Annotated in this window: 23 protein-coding genes; 15 read left to right on the top strand and 8 right to left on the bottom strand. The window is 68.6% G+C overall.

Going from position 1 to position 25371, the window contains the following annotated elements:
- Nucleotides 1–33 precede the first annotated feature (33 nt).
- Nucleotides 34–1329 carry a D-amino acid dehydrogenase gene (locus A6745_RS26340; RefSeq protein WP_066134869.1) on the bottom strand — a complete coding sequence of 432 codons (1296 nt, stop codon included), beginning with the start codon at nucleotides 1327–1329 and terminating at the stop codon, nucleotides 34–36.
- Nucleotides 1330–1466: 137 nt separating this feature from the next.
- Here A6745_RS26340 and A6745_RS26335 point away from each other — a divergent pair, with 137 nt between their 5' ends.
- The 3 genes from A6745_RS26335 to A6745_RS26325 all read left to right on the top strand — a co-directional run bounded on the left by A6745_RS26335 (nucleotide 1467) and on the right by A6745_RS26325 (nucleotide 4828).
- Entirely contained in the window at nucleotides 1467–1934 is a 468-nt protein-coding gene (locus tag A6745_RS26335) for a winged helix-turn-helix transcriptional regulator (RefSeq protein ID WP_066134159.1), read from the top strand.
- Between the two features lie 62 nt (nucleotides 1935–1996).
- A complete protein-coding gene (locus tag A6745_RS26330) occupies nucleotides 1997–3121 on the top strand; it encodes a hypothetical protein (RefSeq protein ID WP_156513556.1) in 1125 nt (374 codons plus the stop codon).
- A 99-nt stretch (nucleotides 3122–3220) separates the two neighbouring features.
- Complete coding sequence (locus tag A6745_RS26325) at nucleotides 3221–4828, top strand: glycerol-3-phosphate dehydrogenase/oxidase (RefSeq protein ID WP_066134155.1); 1608 nt, start codon at nucleotides 3221–3223, stop codon at nucleotides 4826–4828.
- A gap of 78 nt (nucleotides 4829–4906) precedes the next feature.
- Here the strand turns inward: A6745_RS26325 and A6745_RS26320 are convergent, their stop codons facing one another.
- Nucleotides 4907–5590: a type 1 glutamine amidotransferase domain-containing protein gene (locus A6745_RS26320; protein WP_066134152.1), complete on the bottom strand. Its 684-nt coding sequence runs from the start codon at nucleotides 5588–5590 to the stop codon at nucleotides 4907–4909.
- 234 nt (nucleotides 5591–5824) lie between these two features.
- On the opposite strand from A6745_RS26320, the gene A6745_RS26315 reads away from it, so the two are divergent.
- The gene (locus tag A6745_RS26315; protein WP_066134148.1) at nucleotides 5825–6307 is read left to right on the top strand and encodes a YbaK/prolyl-tRNA synthetase associated domain-containing protein; all 483 of its coding nucleotides are present in this window, start codon (nucleotides 5825–5827) and stop codon (nucleotides 6305–6307) included.
- 21 nt (nucleotides 6308–6328) lie between these two features.
- The gene (locus tag A6745_RS26310) at nucleotides 6329–7108 is read left to right on the top strand and encodes an NRDE family protein (protein ID WP_066134147.1); all 780 of its coding nucleotides are present in this window, start codon (nucleotides 6329–6331) and stop codon (nucleotides 7106–7108) included.
- A 51-nt stretch (nucleotides 7109–7159) separates the two neighbouring features.
- Here A6745_RS26310 and arfB read toward each other — a convergent pair whose 3' ends face one another.
- The gene (arfB, locus tag A6745_RS26305) at nucleotides 7160–7579 is read right to left on the bottom strand and encodes an alternative ribosome rescue aminoacyl-tRNA hydrolase ArfB (protein WP_066134866.1); all 420 of its coding nucleotides are present in this window, start codon (nucleotides 7577–7579) and stop codon (nucleotides 7160–7162) included.
- A 9-nt stretch (nucleotides 7580–7588) separates the two neighbouring features.
- Nucleotides 7589–8299, bottom strand: a complete 711-nt coding sequence (locus tag A6745_RS26300; protein ID WP_066134144.1) for an HAD family hydrolase — start codon at nucleotides 8297–8299, stop codon at nucleotides 7589–7591.
- 240 nt (nucleotides 8300–8539) lie between these two features.
- On the opposite strand from A6745_RS26300, the gene queE reads away from it, so the two are divergent.
- Together queE and queD are read left to right on the top strand one after the other, a co-directional pair.
- Entirely contained in the window at nucleotides 8540–9172 is a 633-nt protein-coding gene (gene queE / locus A6745_RS26295) for a 7-carboxy-7-deazaguanine synthase (RefSeq protein WP_066134141.1), read from the top strand.
- Nucleotides 9173–9200: 28 nt separating this feature from the next.
- Complete coding sequence (gene queD, locus A6745_RS26290; RefSeq protein WP_066134138.1) at nucleotides 9201–9656, top strand: 6-carboxytetrahydropterin synthase QueD; 456 nt, start codon at nucleotides 9201–9203, stop codon at nucleotides 9654–9656.
- Between the two features lie 158 nt (nucleotides 9657–9814).
- On the opposite strand, the gene A6745_RS26285 is transcribed toward queD, so the two are convergent.
- Complete coding sequence (locus A6745_RS26285; protein ID WP_066134863.1) at nucleotides 9815–10993, bottom strand: GGDEF domain-containing protein; 1179 nt, start codon at nucleotides 10991–10993, stop codon at nucleotides 9815–9817.
- 252 nt (nucleotides 10994–11245) lie between these two features.
- On the opposite strand from A6745_RS26285, the gene A6745_RS26280 reads away from it, so the two are divergent.
- The 5 genes from A6745_RS26280 to A6745_RS26260 are packed head-to-tail and all read left to right on the top strand — an operon-like array spanning nucleotide 11246 to nucleotide 16487.
- Entirely contained in the window at nucleotides 11246–11794 is a 549-nt protein-coding gene (locus tag A6745_RS26280) for a MarR family winged helix-turn-helix transcriptional regulator (RefSeq protein WP_082853343.1), read from the top strand.
- The gene (locus A6745_RS26275; RefSeq protein WP_066134132.1) at nucleotides 11791–13884 is read left to right on the top strand and encodes an FUSC family protein; all 2094 of its coding nucleotides are present in this window, start codon (nucleotides 11791–11793) and stop codon (nucleotides 13882–13884) included. The genes A6745_RS26280 and A6745_RS26275 overlap by 4 nt, the downstream gene beginning before the upstream one ends.
- The gene (locus tag A6745_RS26270) at nucleotides 13881–14093 is read left to right on the top strand and encodes a DUF1656 domain-containing protein (RefSeq protein ID WP_066134127.1); all 213 of its coding nucleotides are present in this window, start codon (nucleotides 13881–13883) and stop codon (nucleotides 14091–14093) included. The genes A6745_RS26275 and A6745_RS26270 overlap by 4 nt, the downstream gene beginning before the upstream one ends.
- Before the next feature lie 4 nt (nucleotides 14094–14097).
- The gene (locus A6745_RS26265) at nucleotides 14098–15021 is read left to right on the top strand and encodes an efflux RND transporter periplasmic adaptor subunit (protein ID WP_066134122.1); all 924 of its coding nucleotides are present in this window, start codon (nucleotides 14098–14100) and stop codon (nucleotides 15019–15021) included.
- Between the two features lie 20 nt (nucleotides 15022–15041).
- Nucleotides 15042–16487, top strand: a complete 1446-nt coding sequence (locus tag A6745_RS26260; protein ID WP_066134119.1) for an efflux transporter outer membrane subunit — start codon at nucleotides 15042–15044, stop codon at nucleotides 16485–16487.
- Between the two features lie 66 nt (nucleotides 16488–16553).
- On the opposite strand, the gene A6745_RS26255 is transcribed toward A6745_RS26260, so the two are convergent.
- The 3 genes from A6745_RS26255 to A6745_RS26245 all read right to left on the bottom strand — a co-directional run bounded on the left by A6745_RS26255 (nucleotide 16554) and on the right by A6745_RS26245 (nucleotide 19584).
- Complete coding sequence (locus A6745_RS26255) at nucleotides 16554–17498, bottom strand: Rpn family recombination-promoting nuclease/putative transposase (protein WP_066134117.1); 945 nt, start codon at nucleotides 17496–17498, stop codon at nucleotides 16554–16556.
- Nucleotides 17499–17679: 181 nt separating this feature from the next.
- Complete coding sequence (ypfH, locus tag A6745_RS26250) at nucleotides 17680–18384, bottom strand: esterase (RefSeq protein WP_066134114.1); 705 nt, start codon at nucleotides 18382–18384, stop codon at nucleotides 17680–17682.
- Between the two features lie 105 nt (nucleotides 18385–18489).
- Complete coding sequence (locus A6745_RS26245) at nucleotides 18490–19584, bottom strand: methyl-accepting chemotaxis protein (protein WP_269148928.1); 1095 nt, start codon at nucleotides 19582–19584, stop codon at nucleotides 18490–18492.
- 257 nt (nucleotides 19585–19841) lie between these two features.
- Here A6745_RS26245 and imuA point away from each other — a divergent pair, with 257 nt between their 5' ends.
- Genes imuA through A6745_RS26230 form a run of 3 tightly spaced genes read left to right on the top strand, consistent with a single transcriptional unit; the run spans nucleotide 19842 to nucleotide 25296 of the window.
- Nucleotides 19842–20534, top strand: a complete 693-nt coding sequence (gene imuA / locus A6745_RS26240) for a translesion DNA synthesis-associated protein ImuA (protein ID WP_066134105.1) — start codon at nucleotides 19842–19844, stop codon at nucleotides 20532–20534.
- Nucleotides 20464–22101: a Y-family DNA polymerase gene (locus A6745_RS26235; protein ID WP_066134102.1), complete on the top strand. Its 1638-nt coding sequence runs from the start codon at nucleotides 20464–20466 to the stop codon at nucleotides 22099–22101. Before imuA ends, A6745_RS26235 begins: the two co-directional genes overlap by 71 nt.
- A 12-nt stretch (nucleotides 22102–22113) precedes the next feature.
- Nucleotides 22114–25296 carry an error-prone DNA polymerase gene (locus tag A6745_RS26230; protein ID WP_066134099.1) on the top strand — a complete coding sequence of 1061 codons (3183 nt, stop codon included), beginning with the start codon at nucleotides 22114–22116 and terminating at the stop codon, nucleotides 25294–25296.
- Nucleotides 25297–25371 lie beyond the last annotated feature (75 nt).

The raw sequence follows: 25371 nt of genomic DNA, 5'->3' as shown, positions 1-25371 counted from the left end.
TCGATGCCGCCCAGGCCTTGTGACGCCCGCTGCTCAACCCGCCGGGACGAGCCGGCGGTGCACCGGCGCCGCGTGGCGTGCGTAACGCGACAGCGCCAGGTCGTCCGTGCGTATGCCGGGCTGGCTGCCCGTGATCAGGTCGGCCGTCACCCGCCCCGAACCGCACGCCATCGTCCACCCCAGCGTGCCGTGCCCCGTGTTCAGGAACAGATTCCGATAGGGCGTGGCCCCGATGATCGGCGTGCCATCCGGCGTCATCGGCCGCAGGCCCGTCCAGAACTCCGCGCGCGGCAGATCGCCGCTGCCGGGATACAGATCCGACACCACGAATTCCAAGGTCCGCCGCCGCGCCTCGCGCAGGCTCAGGTCATGGCCCGCCACCTCGGCCATGCCGCCCACCCGGATCCGGTTCTCGAACCGGGTGACGGCAATCTTGTACGTCTCGTCCAGCACGGTCGACACGGGCGCCGCGGATTCGTCGATCAGAGGAATCGTCAGTGAGTACCCCTTGAGCGGATACACCGGCAGATCCAGCCCCAGCGGCCGCATCAGGTCGCGCGAATAGCTGCCCAGCGCGACCACGAAGCGGTCCGCGCGCAGCATTTCGCCGCCGACGCGCAAGCCGGTCACCTCGCCGTTGCGGGTTTCCACCCCGGACACCGCTTGGCCGAAGCGAAACTCGACACCCCGGGCGCGCGCCAATGCGGCAAGCGCCAGGGTGAACCGGCGGCAATCGCCCGTTTCATCGTTCGGCAGCCGCAGTCCGCCCGTCAGCTTGTGACGCGCGTGCGCCAACCCCGGCTCGGCCGACTCCAGCCGGTTCGCGTCCAGCAGTTCATACGGCACGCCGCATTCTTCCAGCACGGCGATATCCCGCTGCGCCGCCTGCATCTGCTTCCCGGAGCGGAACAGCTGCAACGTCCCCCGGGTGCGCTGCTCGTACTGGATGCCCGTCTCGGCGCGCAACTCGCGCAGGCAATCGCGGCTGTACTCGGCCAGCCGCAGCATCCGCTCCTTGTTCACGGAATAGCGGGAGGCCGAGCAATTGGCCAGCATCATCGCCAGCCAGCGCCACTGGTACCACGAGCCATCCGCCCGGATCGCCAGCGGCGCGTGCTTCTGGAACAGCCACTTCACCGCCTTCAGCGGAATCCCGGGCGCGGCCCAGGGGGTGGAATATCCTGGCGACACCTGTCCGGCATTGCCGTAGCTGGTCTCGGCCGCGGGCCCCTCCTGACGGTCGATGACGGTGACCTGGGCGCCCCGGCGCGCCAGGTAATACGCGGTCGTGGTGCCCACCACGCCGCTGCCCAGAACGATGACATGCATGGAATTCCCCGTGAATTTCATTTGGATGACGAATTCCCTTAGTCTATGACCTGATATGCCAGGAAAATCACTAAAATTACACCTGATGGCAGTGGATTCCGCTATTGCCTTCCTTCTTCCTGCCCTGGCGAAGTGAAATGCGCGAACTCGACCGTGTCGACCTTAGAATCCTGGATGTTCTGCAACGCGAAGGCCGCATTTCCATTGCAGAATTGGCGCAGCGGATAAGCCTGTCGGCCACCCCGTGCTCAGAGCGCGTAAAGCGCCTGGAGCGCGAAGGGGTGATTACGGGATACCATGCTCGGGTGAACCCGGCCGCGCTCGGCAAGAACTTGCTGGTGTTCCTGGAGATCAAGCTGTCGGCCAAGTCCGGCGACGTGTTCGACAAGGTGCGCAAGGAACTGCTGTACGTGCCCGAGGTGATGGAATGCCACCTGGTGTCCGGCGATTTCGACTACTTGGTCAAGGCGCGCCTGTCCGAGATGAACGAATACCGCCGCCTGCTGGGCGAAATCCTGAAGCGCCTGCCGGCCTCGGCCGAATCGCGCAGCTATGTCGTAATGGAAGAGATCAAGGAAACGCTGTTCCTGCCCGTGGACCGCTGATACGCCCCGCGCCAGCGTCGAAACCCGGCCCCGCTGCCCCTATCGCCATGATGCCCTCCCCCATGAATGCCATTTCCGAAGGCGGCATCCACATTGCCGCCAGCACCGTCACCGCGGCCGATGCCGCGCATGCCCAATTCCAGGAATACGCCCGGCAACTGGGCGTGCAGGAGTACGTCGCCGAGAACCGCATCGCGGCCGGCACCACGCTGGCGCTGACGCCCACCGACACGCTGCGCGAACGCGCCTTGCAGGACGGCGGCACCATCGGCCTGGCCGACGCGCTGGGCCTGGACACGCGGGACGAGACCGACCTCGACCGCGAGATCCTGCTGTCGATGCTGGCGTGCCCGGTGCCGTTCGTGTTTCCCGACCACGAGGAACTGCTGTCGGCGGTGCGCATCCGCCGCCGCATCGTGCAAGGGGCGCGACGCACGGCGCTGGCCTTCGACACCGAGGCCGCGGAACGCCCGGCCGGCTACTGGACCTACGACACCGAGCGCGGTTTCACCGTCCTGCCCGGCCAGTCGCTGATCACGGCGCTGCAACTGGCCACGCAACCCGAGGAAGGCAGGCTCTATGCCTTCTCGTGCTATCGCGCCACCGAGTACGTCACCGTGCTGGGCATCGCGCAAGAGCTGGAACAGGTGAATCCCGAACTGTACGGCCGCCTGCAACGGCAATGGGAAACGCGCGCCGTCATGTCGGGACGGTTCCACGAGGTGTTCCTGCGCGAGTACGGCTCGCTGGACGCCCCCCTGCCGCCCGGCTATTACGTGCCCGGCGACCGGCTGTGGTTCCGCAATCCGGATTCGCATTCGTCCAATATCGAGGGCTACGAAGGTTCCTGGGTGTTCTACCTGGGCAGCGGCCTGTTCAACAACTTCTGGAAGCGCGACCAGCCCTATACGCTGACGGCCAAGTGCGTCGAGATCTACCACTGGCGCCACGGCGCGCACGACAACGCCGAGGGCAAGCTGGCGATGGACGAGTCCGTCGTCGAAGCGCGTTCGGCCGTCACGCTGGCCGATCCGGACGAAACCGCGCGGGTGCTCGAACGCATGCTGCGCATCCGCGACCCGCAGGGCGTGTACGAGGAAGGCGGCTGCATCGACGCGACGCGCGAGTGCGCGCGCTGGGTGCGGCCCGGCACCTCGGACATCGTGCTGCCGGACTTCCCCGCCTGAAGACGGCCGCCCCTTCCATGCCGATCGCGCGTCCCCGGTGCGGGAAGCGCGGCGGCGGATCCGAAGACCCGCGGCCACCGCCGCGGACCGCAAGTGGACATGCCCATGCCCAAGACCTCCGTTGACACCGCCAACCGGGCGGCCCTGCTGGCCAGCCTGCCCGATTCCGACTGGGACATCGTCGTCATCGGCGGCGGCGCCACGGGCCTGGGCACCGCGGTGGATGCCGCCGCGCGCGGCTATCGCACGCTGCTGGTCGAGGCGGCGGACTTCGCCAAGGGCACGTCCAGCCGCGCCACCAAGCTGGTGCATGGCGGCGTGCGCTATCTGGCGCAAGGCAACGTGGCGCTGGTGCGCGAGGCCCTGCACGAACGCGGCCTGCTGGCGCGCAACGCGCCGCACCTGGCGTGGCCGCTGGGTTTCGTGGTGCCGGCCTATGGCCTGTTCGACCAGCCCTTCTACGGCGCCGGCCTGAAGCTGTACGACATGCTGGCCGGCAGCATGAACCTGGCGCCCAGCCGCTGGCTGTCGAAGCGGCAGACGCTCGAACATGTCTGCACCCTGTCCACCACGATGAACGGCCGTTCGCTGCGCGGCGGGGTGCTGTACTACGACGGCCAGTTCGACGACGCCCGCCTGGCGATCGCGCTGATGCGCACGCTGCAGGACCTGGGCGGCACGGCGGCCAACTATCTGCGCGTGACGGGGCTGACGCGCCAGGGCAGCCGCATCAGCGGCGTCACCGTGCAGGATGCGCAAGGCGACGCGGCGTTCGCGCTGAAGGCGCGCTGCGTGATCAATGCCACGGGCGTCTGGGTGGATGCCGTGCGCCGCATGGACGATGCGGACGCGACGGGCATCGTGGCGCCCAGCCAGGGCGTGCACCTGACGCTGCCGCGCGACTTCCTGCCGGGCCGGGAGGCCATCCTGGTGCCCAAGACGGACGACGGCCGCGTGCTGTTCGTGGTGCCCTGGAACGGTCACACCATTGTCGGCACGACCGACACGCCGCGCAACGACCTGCCGCTGGAGCCGCGCGCCGAGGCGCGCGACGTGGACTTCATCCTGCAGACCGCCGCCCGCTATCTCAGCCGCAAACCCACGCGCGCGGACGTGACCAGCGTGTGGGCGGGGCTGCGGCCGCTGGTGAAGGCGTCCGCCGACGCGTCGACCCGGTCGCTGTCGCGCGAGCACACCATCGCCGTGTCGCCATCGGGCCTGGTGACGGTGACGGGCGGCAAATGGACCACCTATCGCCGCATGGCGCAGGACGTGGTGAATACGGCCGTGTCGCATCAGTTGCTGACGCCAGCGCCATGCAAGACGGAAACGCTGGCGCTGCATGGCGCGACCGACCTGCTGGGCAAGCCGGGCAGCGGCATGCCCGCGCCAGGCACGCCCGATGCCTATTACGGCAGCGACCTGCCCGCGCTGCGCGCCTTGCCCGGCATCGACCGCATGCTGGTGGCCGGCAGCGGGCTGACGCAAGCGCATGTGCGCTATGCCGCGCGCCACGAGATGGCGCGCAGCACCGAGGATGTGCTGGCACGGCGCAACCGGGCGTTGTTCCTGGATGCGGCGGCCGCGCGTCAGGCCGCGCCGGAGGTGGCGCGGCTGCTGGCGGAAGAACTGGGATGGGATGACGCCCGGCAGGCAAGCGACGTGGCGGCGTTCGAGAGCGTGGCCGTGCAGTATCGGCTGGATTGACGCCAACGGTGCAAGGGCGGGACCAGGGTGGCGATGGTTCCATGGTCCGGGGGGGACGGCAACCCCGGATCCCAAGGATCAGCCCCGCTTCAGGCACTCCAGCAGCGCCTTGGCCGCCGGCTCCGACGACGCGGGGTTCTGGCCCGTGATCAGCATGCCGTCCCCGACGATGTGGGGCTGCCAGTCGTCACCGCGTTCGTAGCGCGCGCCCAGCCTTTTCAGCTCGTCCTCCACCAGGAACGGCACGACGCCGGTCAGTTGCACCGCGTCCTCCTCGCTGTTGGTGAATCCGGTGACCTTGCGTCCCGCCACCAGCGGGCCGCCATCCGACGCCTTCGCATGCCGCAGCACGCCCGGCGCATGGCAGACGGCCGCCACGGGCTTGCCGGCGGCCAGCATGCTCTCGATCAGGGAAATGGAGCGCGTGTCTTCGGCAAGGTCCCACAACGGGCCGTGGCCGCCGGGATAGAACACCGCGTCGAAATCCGCGGCGCGGATCTGGTCCAGCGGCACCGTGGCGGCCAGCAGCGCCCGGGCCTGCGGGTCGCCGCCGAAACGCCGCGTGGCCTCGGTCTGGGCGTCGGGTTCGTCGCTTTTCGGATCGAGCGGCGGCTGGCCGCCCTTGGGCGAGGCCAGCGTCAGCGACGCGCCCGCGTCGGCAAAGACGTAATACGGCGCGGCGAACTCTTCCAGCCAGAAACCGGTCTTGCGGCCGGTGTTGCCCAGCGTGTCGTGCGAGGTCAGGATCATCAGGATCTTCATGCGGGAGACTCCGGGTCTGGTCCGGGCGGGACGCTTGCAAGGCAACTCTACTACAGCACGTGGCATGAGCCCAGGCACGCTTCCACCACTGTGCAACTTGCGCTGCCACGGGGCAGGAAATCAAACGTGGCAAAACACCCTGGCCCGACAGAATTGGTCTGACCACCGAGATTGGCCTGCCCCCCCGAGGGCGAGGCGTATGATTGCCATCACTTGGTATTCCCGCTTCCCACCATGACCGTCTTCGACCGCCTGCAGCAACTGCTGTCCGACAACAACGTCCCCTTCCGCCTGCTCGAACATCCCCCGGCGGGCCGCTCCGAGGAAGTCGCCGTCATCCGCGGCACCGAAGTCAGCCAGGGCGCGAAGGCACTGGTGTGCCGCGTCAAGCTCAGCTCGACCCTGCGCCAGCACGTGCTGGCCGTCTTTCCCGCCGACCGGCAGGCCGACCTGGACGCCATTGCGGCGGCCGTGGGCGGCAAGAAGGCCTCGCTGGTGGATCACGACCTGGCGCGCGAACTGACCGGCTGCGAGATCGGCGCCATCCCGCCCTTCTCGTTCAACCCCCAATTGACCCTGCTGGTGGACCCGACCCTGCGCACGCGTCACGACGAGATCGTGTTCAACGCGGGCCGGCTGGATGCGTCCATCCTGATGCCCACCGAAGACTACTTCCGCGTGGCCCAGCCCAGGCAGGCGGCCTTCATCCGGCCATAATTTCAGACGAAGACACCCGCCATGTGCCTTGCCGTACTCGCCCTGCATCAGGTGGCCGGCCTGCCGGTGCTGATGGCCGCCAATCGCGATGAGTTCCATGCCCGCCCCACGGCGCCCGCCGCGCGCTGGGAGGGCGATGGCCCGGCCATATACGGTGGCCGCGACCTGCTGGCCGGCGGCAGCTGGATGGGGGTGACCGAGACGGGCCGATACGCCGTCGTCACCAATTTCCGCGACCCGTCCACACAGATGGCCGACGCGCCCTCGCGTGGCGCGCTGGTCGAGGCCTATCTGCGCGGCACGGACAGGCCATCCGGATACCTGATGACAGTGGCCCGCGAAGGCCAGCGCTACAACGGCTTCAACCTGATCGTCGGCGACGCGCGCGAGGCCTGGTACTACGGCAACCGGGGCGCGGCGCCGCATCGATTGCCGCCCGGCGTATATGCCCTGTCCAACCACCTGCTGGACACCCCCTGGCCCAAGCTGGCCCGGCTGAAGGTGGCGTTCACCCAGGTGATCGCGCGGGCGCCGCAACCCGACCTGCCCGCGCTGTATGGCGCGCTGGCCGACCGCTCGCCCGCCGCCGACAGCGAGCTGCCCGATACCGGCGTGGGCCTGGAACGTGAACGCATGCTCAGCAGCCCGTTCATCGTCAGCCCCCACTACGGCACGCGAGCCTCCTCGATCCTGGCACTGCACGAAGATGGCCGGGGCGAACTGCACGAACGCGGTTTCGACCCGACGGGCACGGCCACCCGGGACAGCGACCTGGCTTTCCACTGGCGGGACGACCGCTGATTTTCCAGGCCGCCCGCGGGACGCACGGCGGTGGAGACGGGTAAACCGCCGCTACCCCCCGTCCTGCACCCTGCCCCGCAAGCGCTTCACCGCCCCGCGCTGCGTCTTGCCCTCGATGCGCCGCCGCCTGGACGCCAGCGTCGGCCGCGTCGCGCGGCGCAGCACCACGGGCCGGGCGGCCTCGCGCACCATGTCCAACAACCGCTCGATGGCCTCGGCGCGGTTCAATTCCTGGCTGCGGTGCGACTGCGCCTTGATCACGATGTCGCCCTCTTTGGTGACGCGGTAGTCGTGCAGCGCCAGCAAGGCCTCTTTCACCCGGTCGGGCAGCGCCGAGGCCCGCACGTCGAACCGCAGGTGCACCGCGCTGGACACCTTGTTGACGTTCTGGCCGCCCGCTCCCTGCGCGCGGATCATGGTGAACACGATCTCGCGTTCATCCAGGTAAAGCGTGCCCGAGACGTGCAGCATCATGGCGGCCTACTCCGTGCGGCCCAATGCGGCGCACAGGGTCAGCAGGCACGATACCGTCATGTGGTCGGAGTATTCCATCCTGGGCGGCAGGCCCTGGTCCTGCCGCACGAGCCACGCCGCCTGCAGGCCCGCGTTGCGCGCGCCCACCACGTCCAGCTCGAAGTTGTCGCCCACGTGCAGCATCTGTTCGGGCCGGGCCGACACCATGTCGGCGGCGGCATGGAAAATGGCCGCCTCGGGCTTGGCAATACCGGCGTCGGCGGCCGAGATCGCCCCGGTGAAGAACTGGTGTCCGCCCGTCATGTCCAGCCGGGCATTGCCGTTGGACACCGCCACCAGCGGGAAGCGCGCGCTCAGCCACTGCAGCGCCGGAAAGGCGTCCTCGAAGAACTGGACCTCTTGACGCGCGGCATAAAAGGCATCGTAGGCGGGCTGGACCAGCGCCACGTCTTCCTGAGCCGCCTCGAGCGCCGCCTGGATGGAGCCCAGCCGCAAGGCCCGGTAATTGCCGGACAGCGCCGGATTGGCCGCCTCGTAGTCGTTGCGCAATTGCGCCAGCGACTGGGGCGTGGCGACGATGGCAGCCGTGCGCGGCGCGTTCTCGAGCAGCCAGGCATGCAGCCGCGTTTCCGCATGCGCCACGATGGGCGCGAAGGGCCACAGGGTGTCATCCAGGTCGAGCGAAATCGCCGACACGTTCTTCAAGCGTTCATGCATTGCATCGGACCTTGCGCGGGGGCCGCTGGGCAAGCGGCACGGCCCGCGTATGCCCCGCCGGGCATTTCGCCCGGGGCGGGAGATATTGAGGGAAGCCTGAAACAGGCCATCGTGGAAGTCTACCCGCCTGAACAGCCACCACAAATGCGGCACTCGTGCAGGCCGGACAAGTCACTGGGTTAAAATCCCTGATTCCCTGCTTTTCTTTCTCTCGCCCCGGCGGCCGGCCGGCGGTGCTCCATGACTTACGCCGTCAAAGAACTTTTCAAGACCCTGCAAGGCGAAGGCGCCCACGCAGGCCGCGCCGCCGTGTTCTGCCGCTTCGCCGGCTGCAACCTCTGGAGCGGCCGCGAAAGCGACCGCGCCACCGCCGCCTGTACCTTCTGCGATACCGACTTCATCGGCACCGATGGCGACGGCGGCGGCAAGTTCGCGCGGGCCGATCAGTTGGCCGACACGCTTGCCGCCACCTGGGGCGAAGGCATGGACCAGCGCTACGTGGTCTTCACCGGCGGCGAGCCGCTATTGCAGCTCGACGCCGAACTGCTGGCCGCCGTGCACGCACGCGGTTTCACCGTGGCGATCGAAACCAACGGCACGATCCCGCCGCCCGAAGGCATCGACTGGATCTGCGTCAGCCCCAAGGGCAAGTCGCCCGTGGTGATCGAGCGCGGCAACGAACTGAAGCTGGTCTATCCCCAACTCGACGCCCAGCCAGAAGCCTTCGCGCACCTGGATTTCCAGCATTTCTTCCTGCAGCCCATGGACGGTCCGGCGCGCGCCGCGCACACCGAACGCGCGGTGCAGTACTGCATGCGGCATCCGCAATGGCGGCTGAGCCTGCAAACCCATAAATACATAGGCATTCCATGATGACCCCCTACGCCGCGCGGGGCGCCCGATGATCTCCATCACCCGCCGGCTGGAATTCGACGCGGGCCACCGCATCCCCGACCACCGCAGCCAGTGCCGCAACCTGCACGGCCATCGCTATGTGCTCGAAATCACGCTGTGCGGCGACATCGTGCAGGCGCCCGGCGAGTCCGACAACGGCATGCTGATGGACTTTTCAGAAATCAAGTCCATCGCCCAGGCCCAGTTGGTCAACGTGTGGGACCACGCGTTCCTGGTGTATTCGGGCGACGAGGCCGTGCGCAACTTCCTGGACACCCTGCCCGGCCACAAGACCGTGGTGCTCGACCGCATTCCCACGGTCGAGAACCTGGCCGCCATCGCCTTCGAGACGCTCGCCCCGCACTATCACGGCCACTACGGACACGCGCTGCGCCTGCAACGCGTGCGGCTGTATGAAACGCCCAATTGCTGGGCGGACTGCGACGGGACGGCCAGCCCCTGAGCACCGCGCTCCGGAGGCGACTTCTGGATTGAAGTTCCAGCAGCCAAGGGAACGGCGGGATAGGCCGGCCATGTCATCCCTTGGGGCGGTCGTGATCGTCGGGCGGGTGTCGCTGCCGAGCCGGTGGGACAACCCGCGGCTGGCGCAGGGCGCCGGGCTCAGGGGGGTTGGCGGTCCCGATCTGCGAACTGAATCGCGTCCGAGCCCACATTGACGGCAGGCTCTGTCTTCTTGGTGCGCTTGGCTTCATACATGGCCGTATCGGCCAGCCGCAAGGCCATGTCGATGTCGGTGCCGTCCCACTTCACGCTGGCGCTGCCGATGCTGACCCCCACCGTGGCCACCACGCCGTGCGACAGGCTGAACGGATGGCGGATCGATTCGGCGATGGCAGCGGCCAGATCGTGCTGAGCCTGCCCTTCGGACACCTCGTCGACCACGACGAACTCATCGCCGCCCATGCGCGCCACCAGCGCCTGTGGGCTGGCCAACGCGCGCAGGCGCAACGCAACCTGCATCAGCAACATGTCACCGGCCTCGTGGCCATAGGCATCGTTGACCGGTTTGAAGCCGTCCAGGTCCAGGAACAGCAGCGTCATGTCCTTCTTGCCGGGCTCGGCGCCGCGTTGCTCCAGCGCCTTGGACAAGCCCTCGCGGTTCAGCGCGCCCGTCAACGCATCGTGGCGCGCACGGTGACTGTGCTCGCGCTCGGCCGTCATGGTGGTGATCAACATGCCGTTCAGGCGCCGCGCCGCGGCGCCCATGGCGAACAGGTAGAACGGCACCTGCAGCAGCGTCAGCAGCAGCACGGGCTCGCCCGCCGCCAGGGCGCCCAGGCAGCACGGCCCCAGCGAGAACACGATCATCACCACGACCAGGCGTGGCGCGGCGAAATTGCGAAAGCAGATGCCGCCCACCATGGCCGCCGCCGACAGGAAGGAAAGCGTGGCGGCCACCCAGTCGCCGCTGACCGCGCTGACGAAGGCGCCATACCCCACCGTGCCGCCCCACACCGGGGCCAGCAGGATATACAGATCGGTGGGCGTGGGCCGGCCCTGCACCGCGCGGCGCCGGGACACGACCAGTACGTACCAGCGCACCAGGCAGACGATGACTTCGGCAACCAGCCAGAAACGGAACGGCAGGGTGGGATGCCGGTAGGTCAGGATGCCGGCCACGGCCATGGTATTGAAGACGCCCCCGAAGAAGATGGGCAGCGTGCCGAACAGCGTACCCACCAGCGCGACGCGGATCTCATGCGGCGTGGGCTGGCCCGGCGCGGTCAGCCACCTCGCCAGCCGCCCGCGCGGCAATGAGTACTCTCCGGGATTTTGCACCAACCGCACCTGTTCGAATCGGATGTCCGGCCGCGGCGGAATTGTGCCCCACCCGGCCCCGCTGGGTGAGATTGTAATTGTTTGTCATTTTTTACGCCGTGCGTTTGCGCAACACCGCTTTCATCCTTGCCGAATGCAATGCGGGCGCCCGGACATTCCGCAGCGCGCCATTTTTGCCGATCGTGCCTCTGTCAGTTATTTGTTAGCTTCTTCAATTATTAGGATGCTAATAAATAGGCTACAATGGAAAACATGAAAACGCCCACCGATAGCCAACTCATGGCCGTTTCGGCCGCCCTGCCCGTGCTGGCGCGAGCCTACCGCGCCGCCGCCGACAAGGTGCTGGCCGGCTACGGCCTCTCCCAAGCCACGGCCTGGCCCGTCATCCTGGCCGGCCGCCTGGGCGACGGCTTGCGCCAGGGCGCCCTGGCCGAGGCGCTGGGTATCGAAGGCCCCTCGCTGGTGCGCCTGCTGGACCACCTGGTCAGCGCCGGCCTGATCGAACGCCGCGAGGATCCCAGCGACCGCCGCGCCCGCACCCTGCACCTGACCGAAAGCGGCCAGGCCCTGCGCGCCAAGCTGGAAGACGTGCTGACCCGCATCCGCCGCGAGCTCTTCAAGGGCATCGATGCCGACGACGTGGCCGCCTGCCTGCGGGTGTTCGAGCAGCTCACCCTTGCCTTGGCGCAGGGCGTGCCCATGCCGGACGGCCTGCGGCCCGAACCGGCCGGCACCCGAGCCGGGCGGGATGGCCATGCCTTGGAGCGGGCCGCCGGCGAAAAAGCATCTGGCAAGCCATGAATCGCATCCTGCCCTCGCTGAACGACAGCCTCTTCTCCGTGAAGTGCTATATCGGCGCCATGCTGGCGCTGTACCTGTCGTACACGATCGGCCTGCCCCGTCCCTTCTGGTCGGTCACCACGGCCTACATCGTGTCGCAGCCCTGGTCGGGCGCAGTGCGCTCCAAGGCCATTTACCGTCTGGGCGGCACCTTCTTCGGCTCGGCCATGGTGGTCTACAGCGTGCCGCGCCTGTCCAACCATCCGGTGCTGATGATCCTCGCGATGGCGCTGTGGGTGGGCATCTGCCTGTACATCTCGGTGCTGGACCGCACGCCGCGCTCGTATATGTTCATGCTGGCCGGCTATACCGCCGCGCTCATCGGCTTTCCCAGCGTGACCGATCCGGTCAACGTGTTCGACACCGGCCTGGCGCGCGTGGAAGAGATCACCCTGGGCATCCTGTGCGCCTCGCTGGTCCACAGCCTGATCCTGCCGCAAGGCATCGGCCGCGCCATCATCGGCCGGCTCGACGCCACGCTGCGCGATGCGCGCGACTGGGTGCGCGCCGTGCTGCACGGCGACTCGGCGCGGCAGGACAATGACCGCCGCCAACTGGCCAATGACCTGACGCAGTTGCGCCTGATGTCCGCGCACGTGCCGTTCGACACCGGCAACATCCGCTGGACGGCCAATGCGCTGCGCGTCATGCAGGACCGGCTGGCGGCCCTCACGCCGTCCGTTTCCGCCGTGGAGGACCGCCTGCAGGCCCTGCAGGACGCCGGCCAGCCCCTGCCCCCCGACACCGCCGAACTGCTCGAACAGGTATCGCAGTGGGTCGGCCAGGGCAAGGAGGCCACCACGGAACGCGCCGCCGAACTGCGCCGCGACCTGGCCGCGCTCACACCCGCGCTGACGGACTCGCCCGACTGGTACACGCTGCTGCGGCTCAGCCTGCTGACGCGCGTGGGCGAGCTGATCGATGCCTTCGAGGCCTGCCTGTTGCTGCGGCGGGACATCAACGACGGCCTGCAAGGCTCGCCCCGTTCGGTGCTGCGCATGCGGCCGCTGACGCGCGGTCCCGTGCTGCACCGCGACCGCGGCATCGCGCTGTGGTCGGCGCTGTCGGTGGGCGTGGCCATCGCGGTGTGCTGCAGCTTCTGGATCGGCACGGCCTGGACCAACGGGTCGGTCGCCGCGATGATGGCCGTGGTGTTCAGCTGCTTCTTCGCCTCGCAGGACAACCCCGTGCCGGGCATCATGCAGTTCCTGAAGTTCACGGTGTATTCGATTCCGCTGTCGGCCATCTATCTGCTGGTCGTGATGCCCGCGGTGCACTCGTTCGAAATGCTGGCGCTGGCGCTGTTTCCCGTGGCCTTCGTCATGGGCACGCTGATTTCCCAGCCCAAGCACACGCTGCCCGGCATGGCGCTGCTGTTCGGCGTCACCGGCACGCTGGCGCTTCACGACACCAATACCGCCGACGTGGTGTCGTTCATCGACTCCACGGTGGCGCAGGTGCTGGGGGTGGCCACCGCGGCCATCGTGGCCGCCATCTTCCGCACGGCCAGCGCCGACTGGAGCGCGCGCCGCATCCAGACCGCCAACTGGGACGAACTGGCCGAGCTGGCGGGCTCGTCCAAGGCGCGCTCCAGCAGCGAGGCCTATGCCCATGCCTCGCGCATCCTCGACCGCGTGGGCCTGCTGCAGCCGCGCCTGGCGATGGCCACGCGGCGCGACGACCTGCTGGCCGCCGACGCGCTGAAGGACCTGCGCGTGGGCAAGGACATCATCGAATTGCAACGCGCGCGCAGCCAATTGCCCGTGGCCGACGCGGCCATCCAGCGCGTGCTGCGCGGCCTGGCCGTGTTCTTCGGCCGGCGCGCCTCGCGCCGCCGCGAAGATCCGCAATTGCTCGAATCCATCGACCGCGCCCTGGCCGGCGTGGCCGCCACCGGGGGCGCGGACCAGGCGCGCAGCCGTGCGGCGGTGGCGCTGGTCGGCATCCGCCGCGCCCTGTATCCGCAGGCGGACGGCTACGTCGCGGACGGCTACGTCGCGGACGGCTATGCCGCGCCGCGCGTCGCCTCAGTACCGGAGTCCACGCCATGATCGGCGAATTCAGTTTCCACGGCATCTACTTTCCCTGGCTGCTGGTGCTGGGCGTCATCGCCTGGGCCGTCAACTGGGCATTGCGGCGCGTGCTGGCGCGCGCTGGCTTCTACCGCCTGGTGTGGCATCCCGCGCTGTTCGACCTGGCGCTGTTCGTGGTGCTGCTCTATGGCACCTCGCTGGCCGCCCCTATTTTTTTGCAGAGATAGCATCATGAGTCGCAAACTTCCCGACATGCTTCGCCCCGCCGCCCTCGGACGCTTCGCGGTCACGGTCGCGGTCGTCGCGGCCGCCGCCTATGCGGGCTGGCAGCTCTGGGCCCATTACGAAATCGAACCCTGGACGCGCGATGGCCGCGTCAAGGCCTACGTGGTGCAGGTCGCGCCGGACGTGTCCGGCCTGGTCACCGCCGTGCCCGTCCAGGACAACCAGGACGTGCACAAGGGCGACGTGCTGTTCGAGATCGACCGCGCGCGCTTCCAGCTGGCGTACGACCAGGCCAAGGCTGCCGTGGCTGCCCGCCAGGTGGCGCAGACGCAGGCGCAGCGCGACGTGAAGCGCAACCGCGCGCTGGGCCAGTTGGTGGCCGCCGAACTGGTGGAGCAAAGCCAGACCAAGCTGCAGCAAAGCGAAGCCGACCTGGCCCAGGCCGAGGTGCAACTGGACATCGCCCGCCTGAACCTGGAGCGCAGCCGCGTGCTGGCCACCACCGATGGCCGCATCACCAACCTGGACCTGCGCGTGGGCTCGTACGCCACCGCGGGCCGCGGCGTGATGGCGCTGGTGGATGCCAACTCGTTCTATGTCGAAGGCTACTTCGAGGAAACCAAGCTGCCGCGCATCCACGAAGGCGACGCGGTCAGCGTGATCCTGATGGGCGAGGACCGCCGCATCACCGGCCACGTGCAGAGCATCGCCATGGGCATCGCCGACCGCGACCGCAGCACCAGCGCCAACCTGCTGCCCAACGTGAATCCCACCTTCAACTGGGTGCGACTGGCGCAGCGCATCCCCGTGCGCGTGAAGATCGACAGCGTGCCCCAGGGCGTGCGCCTGGTGGCCGGCCAGACGGCCACCGTGTCGGTCGAGGATGCCAGGTCCGCCGATGCGAATCCGGCGGCCTCCACGCGTTCGTAATCGTTCAAAGCCGTACCGCCATGACTACCCGCCGTTTGCTTCTCCCCCTGACCCTGGCCCTGGCGCTTGCCGGCTGCGCCGCCGTGGGTCCCGACTACTCGCTGCCGGACCAGGCCGCGGTGCGCAAGCCGGCCGCCAACGCGCCGTTCGCGCAGGGCGACGCCAGGCTGTTCGGCCAGGACGAGCCGCCGGGAGATTGGTGGCGGCTGTACCAGGATCCTCGACTGGATGCGTTGGTGCGCCAGGCCCTGGACGCCAATACCGACCTGCGCCAGGCAGCGGCCAATCTGGCGCGTGCCGAGGCCGTGTCCGACGAGGCGCGTTCGCAGGAACGGCCGGGCGTCAGCGTCAGCGCATCGCCGTCGTATGGGCATAGTTCCGGCGTGTCCGTGCTGCAGCCGGACTCCGTGCCGCGCAACCGCTTCGGTTACTCCGGGACGGCGGGCGTGTCGTATCAGCTGGACCTGTTCGGCCAGATCCGCCGCGCCATCGAGGCCGCGGATGCCGATACGCAGGCCGCGCAGGCCGCCTATGACGCCGCGCGCGTCACCGTGGTGGCCGCAACGGCGCAGGCTTACGCCGACATGTGTTCGGCGGGCATGCAACTGGCGTCGGCCAAGCATTCCGTGGACGTGCAGCGGCAGTCCGCGGACGCCGTGCAGCGCCTGCAACGGGCGGGCCGCGGCACCGCCCTGGATGTTTCGCGCTCGCGCGCCCAGCTGGATCAGTTGCGCGCCGAAGTGCCGCCTTTCCAGGCGCGGCAACGCACGGCGCTGTATCAACTGGCCGCGCTGACGGGCCGTGCGCCCGGCGAGATGCCGCAGACGCTGCTGTCGTGCGAGCAGCCGCCGCGACTTGCCCAGGCCATCCCGGTGGGCGACGGCGCCGCGCTGCTGCGCCGCCGGCCCGACGTGCGCCAGGCCGAACGGGCGCTGGCGGCGGCCACGGCGCGCATCGGCGTGGCCACGGCGGACCTGTATCCCAAGATCACGCTGGGACTGAACGGCGGTTCGGTCGGGCCGATGTCGATGCTTGGCGACCGGGGCACGTTCAGCTGGAGCCTGGGGCCGCTGATTTCATGGACGGTTCCGGATACCGGCGCGGCGCAGGCCCGTATCGCGCAGGCGGAAGCGGCCACGCGCGGCACGCTGGCCAAGTTCGATTCGACGGTGCTGACCGCCCTGCGCGAGACCGAGAGCGCGCTGGTGTCGTATGCGCGCCAGTTGGATCGCGATGCCGCGCTGCAGGCCGCGCGTGACCAGAGCGCCACGGCGGCGGACCAGGCGCGCCGGTTGTTCCATGCGGGCAAGACGGATTACCTGACGGTGCTGGATGCCGAGCGTACGCTGGCCGGTTCGGAAAGCGCCCTGGCCGCCTCGCGCGCGACCTTGGCCAGCGATCAGGTGGCGGTCTTCCTGGCGCTGGGTGGAGGGTGGCAGAATACGCAGGAAAAGACGGGGGGTTGAATACCGGACGGTTGACCGGGAGATCGATATGCCCACAGCGGCCCGGATCGACGGGCGATCGGCCGCTTACCGAAAGACGTCTTCCAGCCTGGCAGCCACCAGGACATCACGCGCCCACGACTCGATCTGACGCGCATCCGCAGTACGCAGGCGGGACCGGATGCCGTCGGGCACGGCGCCGAACCGGTGAGCGATCATCAGTTCGAGCATGGCGGCCTGGCCTTCCGCATGGCCTTCCGCATGGCCTTCCGCATGGCCTTCTGCATGGCCTTCCGCATGCGCATCCTCGCGAGCGTGCTTCATACGGGTATTGTGGTCGAACTCCGCTATGTCGCGGGCCAGCAGTTGCCAGCGAAAGTTCTCGTCTTTGAGCGACATCTCATCGAGTATCCGCAAGGCCTCGATCACGGGGGGATGGGTCAGGGCGTTCATAAGTGCCTCGTCTTGGCTATCGCGCAGGCAACTGGCCCACGCTTTCAGGGCAGAAGGTGAAGCAGCCAGCGACTCGGGTTTGTCGAGTTCGACGACATAGAGCTGCAGGCTGTCCGAAAATTCTAGGGTAGGACGTCCGGCATCTCGCAAGGTGAACCGCCAATCAGACTGATCCGACCATCTGGGGTACAAGTTCTGCCCCATCAGACTGATGCCGACGACGGGCCGCAGGATGTCGTAGTCGGCTCCCCGACGCAACTGCGTGACCAGCGCTTGTGCCAGGTAGTACAGGTTACGGGCAGGCCAGTGCCGCTGCCCGTAGCGCTGCATTTCTATGATGTATTGTCGGCCTTGCGCATCCTGCGCGCGGATGTCCACCAAGGCGAGTTTGTCCTGCGGCGTATCGGGCAAGAGGTCGGGAGGCAGGATGTGCAGCCCCACCGTCGGGCTGGCTGGCTGGCGTATGGCATCGATCAGGTCGGACAGCAGGTGGGGATGGCCGCTGAACAAGGCCTTGAAGACGATGTCGTTCGACAGGCTCGGGCGGCGGGGCCTGCCGAGGGAGAAAGAAGGCGTCAAGGGAATGGGCTTCCTGGAATCGGAGGACGAGATGTCCGGAAGCACTCTAGCGGCGACCTGCCTTTTCCGACATTGGGCGGATTTGTCTCTTGAGACAGGAATGTCCTGCCGGACGCTGGGAATCCCGCACGCCCGCCTGGACGCTTTCGCCGCGAGTCGACCCCGTGGTGCCATCCCCCCTTCAATGCATCGTCGTGCCTTCCGGCGGCACCGGGTCCATCTGCATGGCCGCGGCCCAGCTGTGCAGGGGCACGCAGGTCTGCAGGCGGTGGATGGCGCGCTGCACCAGCGCCGGATGCAGTTCGTGTCCGACGCGCGAGGCGATGTCGATGGTCGAATCGCCCTTCAATTCGGCCAGCCGGGCCTGCGCGGCCTGGATCTGGGCCACGGGCATCACGGGGTCGTCGGCGCCGTGCAGCAGGTGGATCGTGGTGTACGGCGGCGCGGCGGTCGGCAGTTGCGCATAGCGGCCGGAGAACGCCAGCACGCGTCCCGCCAGCCGGGGTTCGGCCTGCACGGCCTCCAGTGCCATGATGGCGCCTTGCGAAAAGCCCACCAGCGCGGTGTCCGAGGACTTGAGCTTCAGGCTGCGCTGGGCCGCCTGCACGTACTCGACCAGAGCCGGCAGGGCCTGGGCCACGCGCTCGGGGCGGTTCTCTTCGGTGACGCCGCGCACCGAGAACCACTGGCGTCCCCGCGCGCTGCCGTCGAAGGCCTCGAACCCTTCGGGGATGCGCACCACCGACGTGGGAAACGCCGCGCGCAGCGCCAGCCCCAGGGACTCCAGGCCGTCCGGCGTATCGCCCACGCCGTGCAGCAGCACGAACAGTTGCCGGACCTCGGTGCCGGGATTGGGCCAGAATTCGATGGAATTGGAAGCGGGCATGCTGGGGAGACTCCAAAAACGGGATGCGCCGGAATCCCGGCGCAGATGATCCATTCTAGTCCGCGCCTCGGTAGCCCCGCCCCCAAGGCGTCGCCGGGTACAGGGTCATTCGAAGAAGCGGCGCGGCTGCTGTTCGATGACGCCGTACCAGCCCAGTCCCGGGTAGGTTTCGTAGCCCGGCGTCAGCGCATAACCCACCAGGCGGTCCGAAGCGGGATAGAAGCCGCGCGCCTGCCCGTCCGTGTTCAGCAGCACGTAGCGTTCGCGCAGGTCCGCGCCATCGGACGCGGCGATCACGCGCTGGCGGCTGTCGACCAGCATGCAGCGCGTGCGCGACCACTCCTCGTCGCTCAGGCCCACCGAGCGCACCACCGTCTCGGCCTGCCTGGCCCAATCGAAGAAGATGCCCAGCACGCCCACTGGCCTGCCGTCGCGCTGGGCGCCCTCGCGGATGGCGGTGCTGTACGCGGCCACCTGGGCGCCTTCCAGCAAGGGCTCGGGGCGGATGTCCAGCGCCGCGTAGTCGCCGCCGTCCTGCGTGGCCATGCCTCGCCGGAACCACTCTTCCTGCGACACCGTCGTGCCCAGCGCCTTGGCGTAGCGGCCGGGGCGTCCCGTGGCCAGCACGCGGCCCTGGGCATCGGCCACCCACAGGTCCAGGTACACGGTGTAGCTGTCCAGGATCACGGCCAGACGTTCGCAGGCGTGGCGCGCGGCCTGCTCGTCGGGGGCCTGCAGCAGCTCGACCAGCGACGAATCGGTGGCCCACCAGCGCACGTCGCACGAGCGTTCGTACAGATTGCGGTCCATGGTCTCGACCATGTTCAGCGCCAGGTCGCCCAGCCGGCGGCCTTCGTAGCCGCGGATCTCCTGCAACGTATTCTCGCCCAGCCGGATCAGGTCGGCGATGGAGCCGGCCAGCTCCAGCTTGAGCGCGTCGGCGATGTGGGTGATCTGCTCGGACACCTGCTGCACCTGGTTGGCCACCACGGCAAAACCTCGGCCGGCCTCGCCCGAGCGGGCGGCCTCGATGCGGGCATTCAGGGAAAGGTATTTGGCCTGCTGATTGATGTCGACGATGTTCGAGATCTTCTCGTTGGAGATTTTCTCGACGCGGCGGGACAGTTCGACAATCATTTCGGGATGATGCGCCATGCTGCTTACTCCTTTCGAACGGCAACGAGTTGAACGAGGAGACAGTCTTGAATCTGCTCAAGCACGATGCGTGCCAACTTGCCGCATAAAAAAAGCGCCGCCACGCGCTGTATTTCATGCGGGTGACGCGAACAAGAAGAATGCCGGCGCAGCGCCGCCCAGGACGAGGCAACGGCACCACAATGGGGCAACCAGGCCAGACGATGGGGCGCGCCAGGCCGGGCCACGGGCCGGGGGCCAGCGGTTGGCGCCAATTCCAGCCGAAATACTGTATATTTGTACAGTAAACATGGTTTTGATCGATGCGCCCCGAACACATCCACCCTGCCCTCTGGCGCGCCACGCAACTGGCGCAAGGTTCCGCGCGCTGCGTGGCGACCGGCCATGACGCCCTGTCCGGCCAGTTGCCGGGCGGGGGCTGGCCGCAGGGCGCGCTGATCGAACTGCTGCAACCCCATCCCGGCATCGGCGAGGTCCGCCTGCTGCAACCCGCCCTGGCACGGCTGGATGCCGCCCGGGCCATCGCGCTGGTGCAGCCTCCCCACGAGCCGCACATCGCCTGCTGGAGCCAATGGCGGCTCGACCCCGCGCAACTGCTGTGGGTCGACCCCGCCACCCCCGAAGACGCGCTGTGGGCCGCCGAGCAGATCCTGCGGCACGGCACCTGCGGCGCGCTGCTGTGCTGGCTGCCGCGCGCGCGCCACGAGGCCCTGCGCCGCCTGCACCTGGCCGCCGCGGGCAGCGACACGCTGTTCTTCGCGCTGCGGCCGGCGGCGGCGGCGCGCCAGGCCTCGCCCGCGCCATTGCGGCTGGCGCTGGACAGCGCGCGCGCCGGCCTGTCGGTGCGTGTGCTCAAGCGCCGCGGCCCCGTCACCGACACCCCGTTTTTCATTCCTTTCGAGCCGGGCGCCCTGCCCGTTCCCCATGCGCCTCTGGATCGCCGTGTTCCTGCACAGCCTGCCGTTGGACGCCGTACGCCCGTACTGGTTCCGTGACGACGGCGGCGCGGGCTGCGCGGTGCTCGACGCGGCCCGCGTGGCGGCGCTGACGCCGGCAGCGCGGCGGGCCGGCGCGCAACTGGGCATGCGCCGCGCCAGCCTGTCCGCCATCGCGCCGCAATGCGAGCAGATCGAGCGGCAGCCGGCCGCCGAGGCGCAGGCACTGCAAGGCGCGGCCTTTGCCTTGCTGCAATACACGCCGCAACTGGCCAGGCCCGACGCCTCGGCGCTGCTGCTGGACGTGGGTGCCAGCCTGCAATTGTTCGGCGGGCCGCGCGCGCTGGCGCGCCGGATGGCAGCCACGCTGGCCGCGCAAGGGGTGCAGGCCACATTGGGGCTGGCGCCCACCGCGCTGGGCGCGTGGCTGCTGGCGCATCAGCCGGCGCGCCACGGCGCGCAGGTGGCCACGGGCGCCCCCACCGATCCGGCCGCCGACCTGGCGCCCGACGGATCGCCGCGCCCCATGCGCGGCAAGGCCCACGCCACGGGCGGCCAGCCGTTGCAGGCCGTCGGCGAGCCCCTGTCCCGGCGCGCGCGGCGGCCTGCCATCTTGCGCGTCGCGCTGCGCCAGGACAGCCTGGAACGCCGGCTGGACGCGTTGCCCGTGCTTCTGCTGCCGCAAGCCCGCGAACGCCTGGACTGGCTGCACGACCTGGGGTGCCACACGCTAGGCCAGGCGCGGCATCTGCCTCGGGCGGGGCTGCAACGGCGCGGCTGCGGTTCCATGCTCCAGGCCCTGGACGCCGCCTACGGCGCCGTGCCCGAGCTGCATCAATGGATCACGCCGCCACCCGACTTCCACCAACGCATCGAACTGCCCGACTACCTGGAACAGGCCGACGCCCTGCTGGCCGTGGCACGCCGCCTGGCCGACCAGCTCTGCGGCTGGCTGGCCGCGCATCAGCGCGCGGTGCAGCGCATCACGCTCGAGCTGTCGCACGAACGCGGCCGCCATGCCCGGCCGCCCACCGAGCTGCTGCTGGCCATGGCCCAGCCCGCCTGGCATGGCGGCCACCTGATCGATCTGCTGCGCGAACGGCTGGGCCGGCTCGAATTGCAGGCGCCCGTCATCGCCGTCACGCTGCACGCGCCCGAAACCGTCGAACGCCCCGACGCCAGCGCCACGCTGTTTCCCGATCCGTCCACGCAACCGGCGGACCATGCGCGCCTGCTGGATCTGCTGGCGGCGCGGTTGGGCGCGCAACGCGTGCGGCTCGCACGGCCTCGGGCCGACCATCGGCCCGAGCAGGCCAATGCCTGGCAGGACGCGCAGGCCGCGGGCGGCAAGCCACGCACGCCGGCATTGCCGCCCAGCCTGGAACGTCCCTTCTGGCTGTGCGATCCGCCGATGGAGTTGCGCGTCGACCGCGACAATCCCGTCTATGCGGGCCAGCCGCTGAAATTGCTGCGCGGCCCCGAACGCATCGAAAGCGGATGGTGGGACGGCGGCGACACGCAACGCGATTACTTCGTCGCCGAGGATGCCGGCTCGGCGCGCTATTGGGTATACCGCGAACGCGACAAGCTGGATGCGCGCTGGTTTCTGCATGGGCGTTACGCCTGAGGCGCCGCCATCATGCCCGACCTTTCCCAAGCCCCCGCAGGCGGACTGCCCCCCTATGCCGAACTGTTCTGCCAGTCCAATTTCTCGTTCCTGGTGGGCGCCTCCAAGCCCGAGGAACTGGTGGAGCAGGCCTTCGCGCGGCAGTATGCCGCGCTGGCCATCACCGACGAATGCTCGCTGGCGGGCGTGGTGCGCGCGCATGCCGAAGCGAAGGATCAGAACCAGGCCGCGAAGGACGCGGGCAGCGACCAGCGCATACAGCTCATCATCGGCGCCAGCTTCACCCTGCAGGCCGGCCCCGACGCCGCCGACATCCGGCTGGTGCTGCTGGCGCAGACCCGCGTGGGCTATGGCAACCTGTGCGAACTGATCACCCTTGGGCGCACGCGCACCACGAAGGGCGAGTACCAGCTCGGCACCCAGGACATCAAGGCCCTGCACGGCCTGCCCGATTGCCTGGCCATCCTGGCGCCGCCGCACGGCACCGACGCCGCCATCATCGCCACGCAGGCGCGCTGGCTGGCGCGCACCTTCCCGCACCGCGCCTGGCTGGGCCTGACGTTGCTGCACAACGCGCGCGACGACCTGCACCGCGCGGCCATCGCGCATGCCGCCAGCAAGACGGGCCTGTCCGTGGTGGCGCTGGGTGAGGTGCAGATGCACGTGCGTTCGCGCAAGGCCTTGCACGACACACTGGCCGCCATCCGCCTGGGCCGGCCCGTGGCCGAATGCGGCTACGACCTGGCCGCCAACGCCGAACGCCACCTGCGTTCGCGATTGCGGCTGGCCAACCAGTATCCGCCCGAGGCGCTGGCCCAGACCCTGGCGGTGATGCAGCGCTGCCGCTTCTCGCTGGACGAGTTGCGCTACCAGTATCCGGACGAGATCGTGCCGCGCGGGCATGACCCCGCCTCGTACCTGAAGCGTGAAACGCTGCGGGGCGCGAAGCGGCGCTATCCCAGGGGGGTACCGGAATCGGTCAGCACGCAGATCACGAAAGAACTGAAACTGATCGAGGAGATGCAGTACGAGGCCTACTTCCTCACGGTCTACGACGTGGTGAAGGAAGCGCGCAGGCTCGGCATTCTCTGCCAGGGCCGCGGCTCGGCCGCCAACTCGGTCGTGTGCTACTGCCTGGGCATCACCGCCGTGTCGCCCGAAAGCAGCAGCGTGCTGTTCGAGCGCTTCATCAGCAAGGAACGCGGCGAACCGCCCGACATCGACGTCGACTTCGAGCACCAGCGGCGCGAAGAGATCATCCAGTACATCTACAGGAAATATGGCCGGCACCGCGCGGCGCTGACGGCGGTGGTCATCAGCTACCGGCCACGCAGCGTGCTGCGCGATACGGGCAAGGCATTGGGCGTCGACCCGGTCATCATCGACGCGGTGGCGCGGGCGCATCAATGGTGGGACGGCAAGGAAGCCCTGCGGCGCACCTTGCAGGCCAACGGCCTGGATCCCGAGGCGCCCGTGGCGCGGCATTGGGCCGAATTGGCGGAAACGTTGATGGGGTTTCCGCGCCATCTGTCGCAGCATCCCGGGGGCTTCGTCATCGCTCGCGATCAGTTGTCACGGCTGGTGCCCATCGAGAATGCCGCCATGCCGGACCGCAGCGTGGTGCAGTGGGACAAGGACGATCTCGATACGATCGGGCTGCTGAAGGTGGACATCCTGGCGCTGGGCATGTTGAGCATGCTGCGGCGGGCGCTGGAACTGGTGTCTTTGCGAAGGAATCTACCTCAGCCGATGCGATTGGCGGATATTCCGGAAGGCGACAAACCCACCTACGACATGATCTGCAAGGCCGACACCATCGGCGTGTTCCAGATCGAGTCTCGCGCGCAGATGAGCATGTTGCCGCGGTTGCAGCCGCAGGAATACTACGATTTGGTGGTTCAAGTAGCCATCGTGCGGCCTGGGCCTATTCAGGGCGGCATGGTGCACCCGTATCTGCAACGCCGAAAGAATCCGGCATTGATCACCTATCCCGGGCCTGAAGTCGAGGAAGTTCTGGAACGTACCAAGGGCGTTCCTATCTTCCAGGAGCAAGTCATGCAGATCGCCATCAAGGCCGCCGGCTTCACTCCCGGCGAAGCCGACAAGCTGCGCCGTTCGATGGCCGCTTGGCGGCGCAGCGGCACCATTCATACCTTCGAAGACAAGCTGATCAAAGGCCTGCTGAAGAACAACTACACCCGGGAATTCGCCGAATCCCTTTTCCGCCAGATCCAAGGCTTCGGCGAATACGGCTTCCCAGAAAGCCACGCCGCCAGCTTCGCCCTGCTGGCCTACGCCAGCTCCTGGATCAAATGCCACGAGCCCGAGGCCTTCCTGGCCGCGCTGCTCAACTCCCAGCCCATGGGGTTCTACGCCCCCGCGCAACTGGTGCACGACGCCCGCCGCCACGGCGTCGAAGTCCTGCCCATCGACGCCACCGCCAGCGATTTCGACGCCACCCTGGAACCCCTGCCCGGCGCCGGCCGCCCGGCCGTGCGCCTGGGCATGAACCTGGTGCAGGGCCTGAACGAAGCCGCCGCGCGCCGCATCGCCGACGCCCGCGGCGAACGCCCCTACACCGACACCCGGGACCTTGCCCTGCGCGCCCAACTGGGCCGCCAGGAACTCGATGCCCTGGCCGCCGCCGACGCGTTGCGCACGCTGGCCGGACACCGCCGCCACGCCAGCTGGGCCGCCGCCGGCGCCGTGCCCAGCCGCGACCTGCTGCGCGCCGCGCCCCTGGCCGAACCCACCATGCCGCAGTTGGCCGAACCCTCCGAAGGCCAGGACATCGCCGCCGACTATCGCAGCGCGCGGCTGACGCTGCGCCGCCATCCCGTGGCCCTGCTGCGCGAGGAACTGGCCGCCCGCAACTTCCAGCCCGCCAGCGTGCTGCACACCTATCCCGACCGGCGTCCGGCACGCGCCTGCGGCATCGTCACCGTGCGGCAACGGCCGCAGACGGCCAAGGGCACCATCTTCGTCACTCTCGAGGACGAGACCGGCCCGGTCAACGCGGTGGTGCGGCCCGAATTGATGGAACGCCAGCGCCGCGAACTGCTGGGTTCCACCCTGCTGGGCATCTACGGCACCTGGCAATCGCGCGACGGCGTGCAGCACCTGATGGCGCAGCGCCTGGTGGACCTGACGGAATTGCTGGGGAACCTGCCGGCGCGCAGCCGGAATTTCCATTGACGGAACACCGCACCGCCAGCGCCAGGCAAGGCAAGGCAAGGCACACGGCGCAGATCCGGACGCGGGCCAATCCCG

The sequence above is a fragment of the Bordetella ansorpii genome (genome assembly GCF_900078705.1).
Classification (GTDB): domain Bacteria; phylum Pseudomonadota; class Gammaproteobacteria; order Burkholderiales; family Burkholderiaceae_B; genus Bordetella; species Bordetella ansorpii_A.
Note: the sequence above shows the minus strand (reverse complement) of the source record. Positions and strands in the feature narration are given on the sequence as shown.

Coding starts and splice junctions, on each gene's coding strand:
- A6745_RS26340 (WP_066134869.1), bottom strand. CDS start 1,329: ATGCATGTCATCGTTCTGGGCAGCGGCGTGGTGGGCACCACGACCGCG.
- A6745_RS26335 (WP_066134159.1), top strand. CDS start 1,467: ATGCGCGAACTCGACCGTGTCGACCTTAGAATCCTGGATGTTCTGCAA.
- A6745_RS26330 (WP_156513556.1), top strand. CDS start 1,997: ATGAATGCCATTTCCGAAGGCGGCATCCACATTGCCGCCAGCACCGTC.
- A6745_RS26325 (WP_066134155.1), top strand. CDS start 3,221: ATGCCCATGCCCAAGACCTCCGTTGACACCGCCAACCGGGCGGCCCTG.
- A6745_RS26320 (WP_066134152.1), bottom strand. CDS start 5,590: ATGAAGATCCTGATGATCCTGACCTCGCACGACACGCTGGGCAACACC.
- A6745_RS26315 (WP_066134148.1), top strand. CDS start 5,825: ATGACCGTCTTCGACCGCCTGCAGCAACTGCTGTCCGACAACAACGTC.
- A6745_RS26310 (WP_066134147.1), top strand. CDS start 6,329: ATGTGCCTTGCCGTACTCGCCCTGCATCAGGTGGCCGGCCTGCCGGTG.
- arfB (WP_066134866.1), bottom strand. CDS start 7,579: ATGCTGCACGTCTCGGGCACGCTTTACCTGGATGAACGCGAGATCGTG.
- A6745_RS26300 (WP_066134144.1), bottom strand. CDS start 8,299: ATGCATGAACGCTTGAAGAACGTGTCGGCGATTTCGCTCGACCTGGAT.
- queE (WP_066134141.1), top strand. CDS start 8,540: ATGACTTACGCCGTCAAAGAACTTTTCAAGACCCTGCAAGGCGAAGGC.
- queD (WP_066134138.1), top strand. CDS start 9,201: ATGATCTCCATCACCCGCCGGCTGGAATTCGACGCGGGCCACCGCATC.
- A6745_RS26280 (WP_082853343.1), top strand. CDS start 11,246: ATGAAAACGCCCACCGATAGCCAACTCATGGCCGTTTCGGCCGCCCTG.
- A6745_RS26275 (WP_066134132.1), top strand. CDS start 11,791: ATGAATCGCATCCTGCCCTCGCTGAACGACAGCCTCTTCTCCGTGAAG.
- A6745_RS26270 (WP_066134127.1), top strand. CDS start 13,881: ATGATCGGCGAATTCAGTTTCCACGGCATCTACTTTCCCTGGCTGCTG.
- A6745_RS26265 (WP_066134122.1), top strand. CDS start 14,098: ATGAGTCGCAAACTTCCCGACATGCTTCGCCCCGCCGCCCTCGGACGC.
- A6745_RS26260 (WP_066134119.1), top strand. CDS start 15,042: ATGACTACCCGCCGTTTGCTTCTCCCCCTGACCCTGGCCCTGGCGCTT.
- ypfH (WP_066134114.1), bottom strand. CDS start 18,384: ATGCCCGCTTCCAATTCCATCGAATTCTGGCCCAATCCCGGCACCGAG.
- imuA (WP_066134105.1), top strand. CDS start 19,842: ATGCGCCCCGAACACATCCACCCTGCCCTCTGGCGCGCCACGCAACTG.
- A6745_RS26235 (WP_066134102.1), top strand. CDS start 20,464: ATGCGCCTCTGGATCGCCGTGTTCCTGCACAGCCTGCCGTTGGACGCC.
- A6745_RS26230 (WP_066134099.1), top strand. CDS start 22,114: ATGCCCGACCTTTCCCAAGCCCCCGCAGGCGGACTGCCCCCCTATGCC.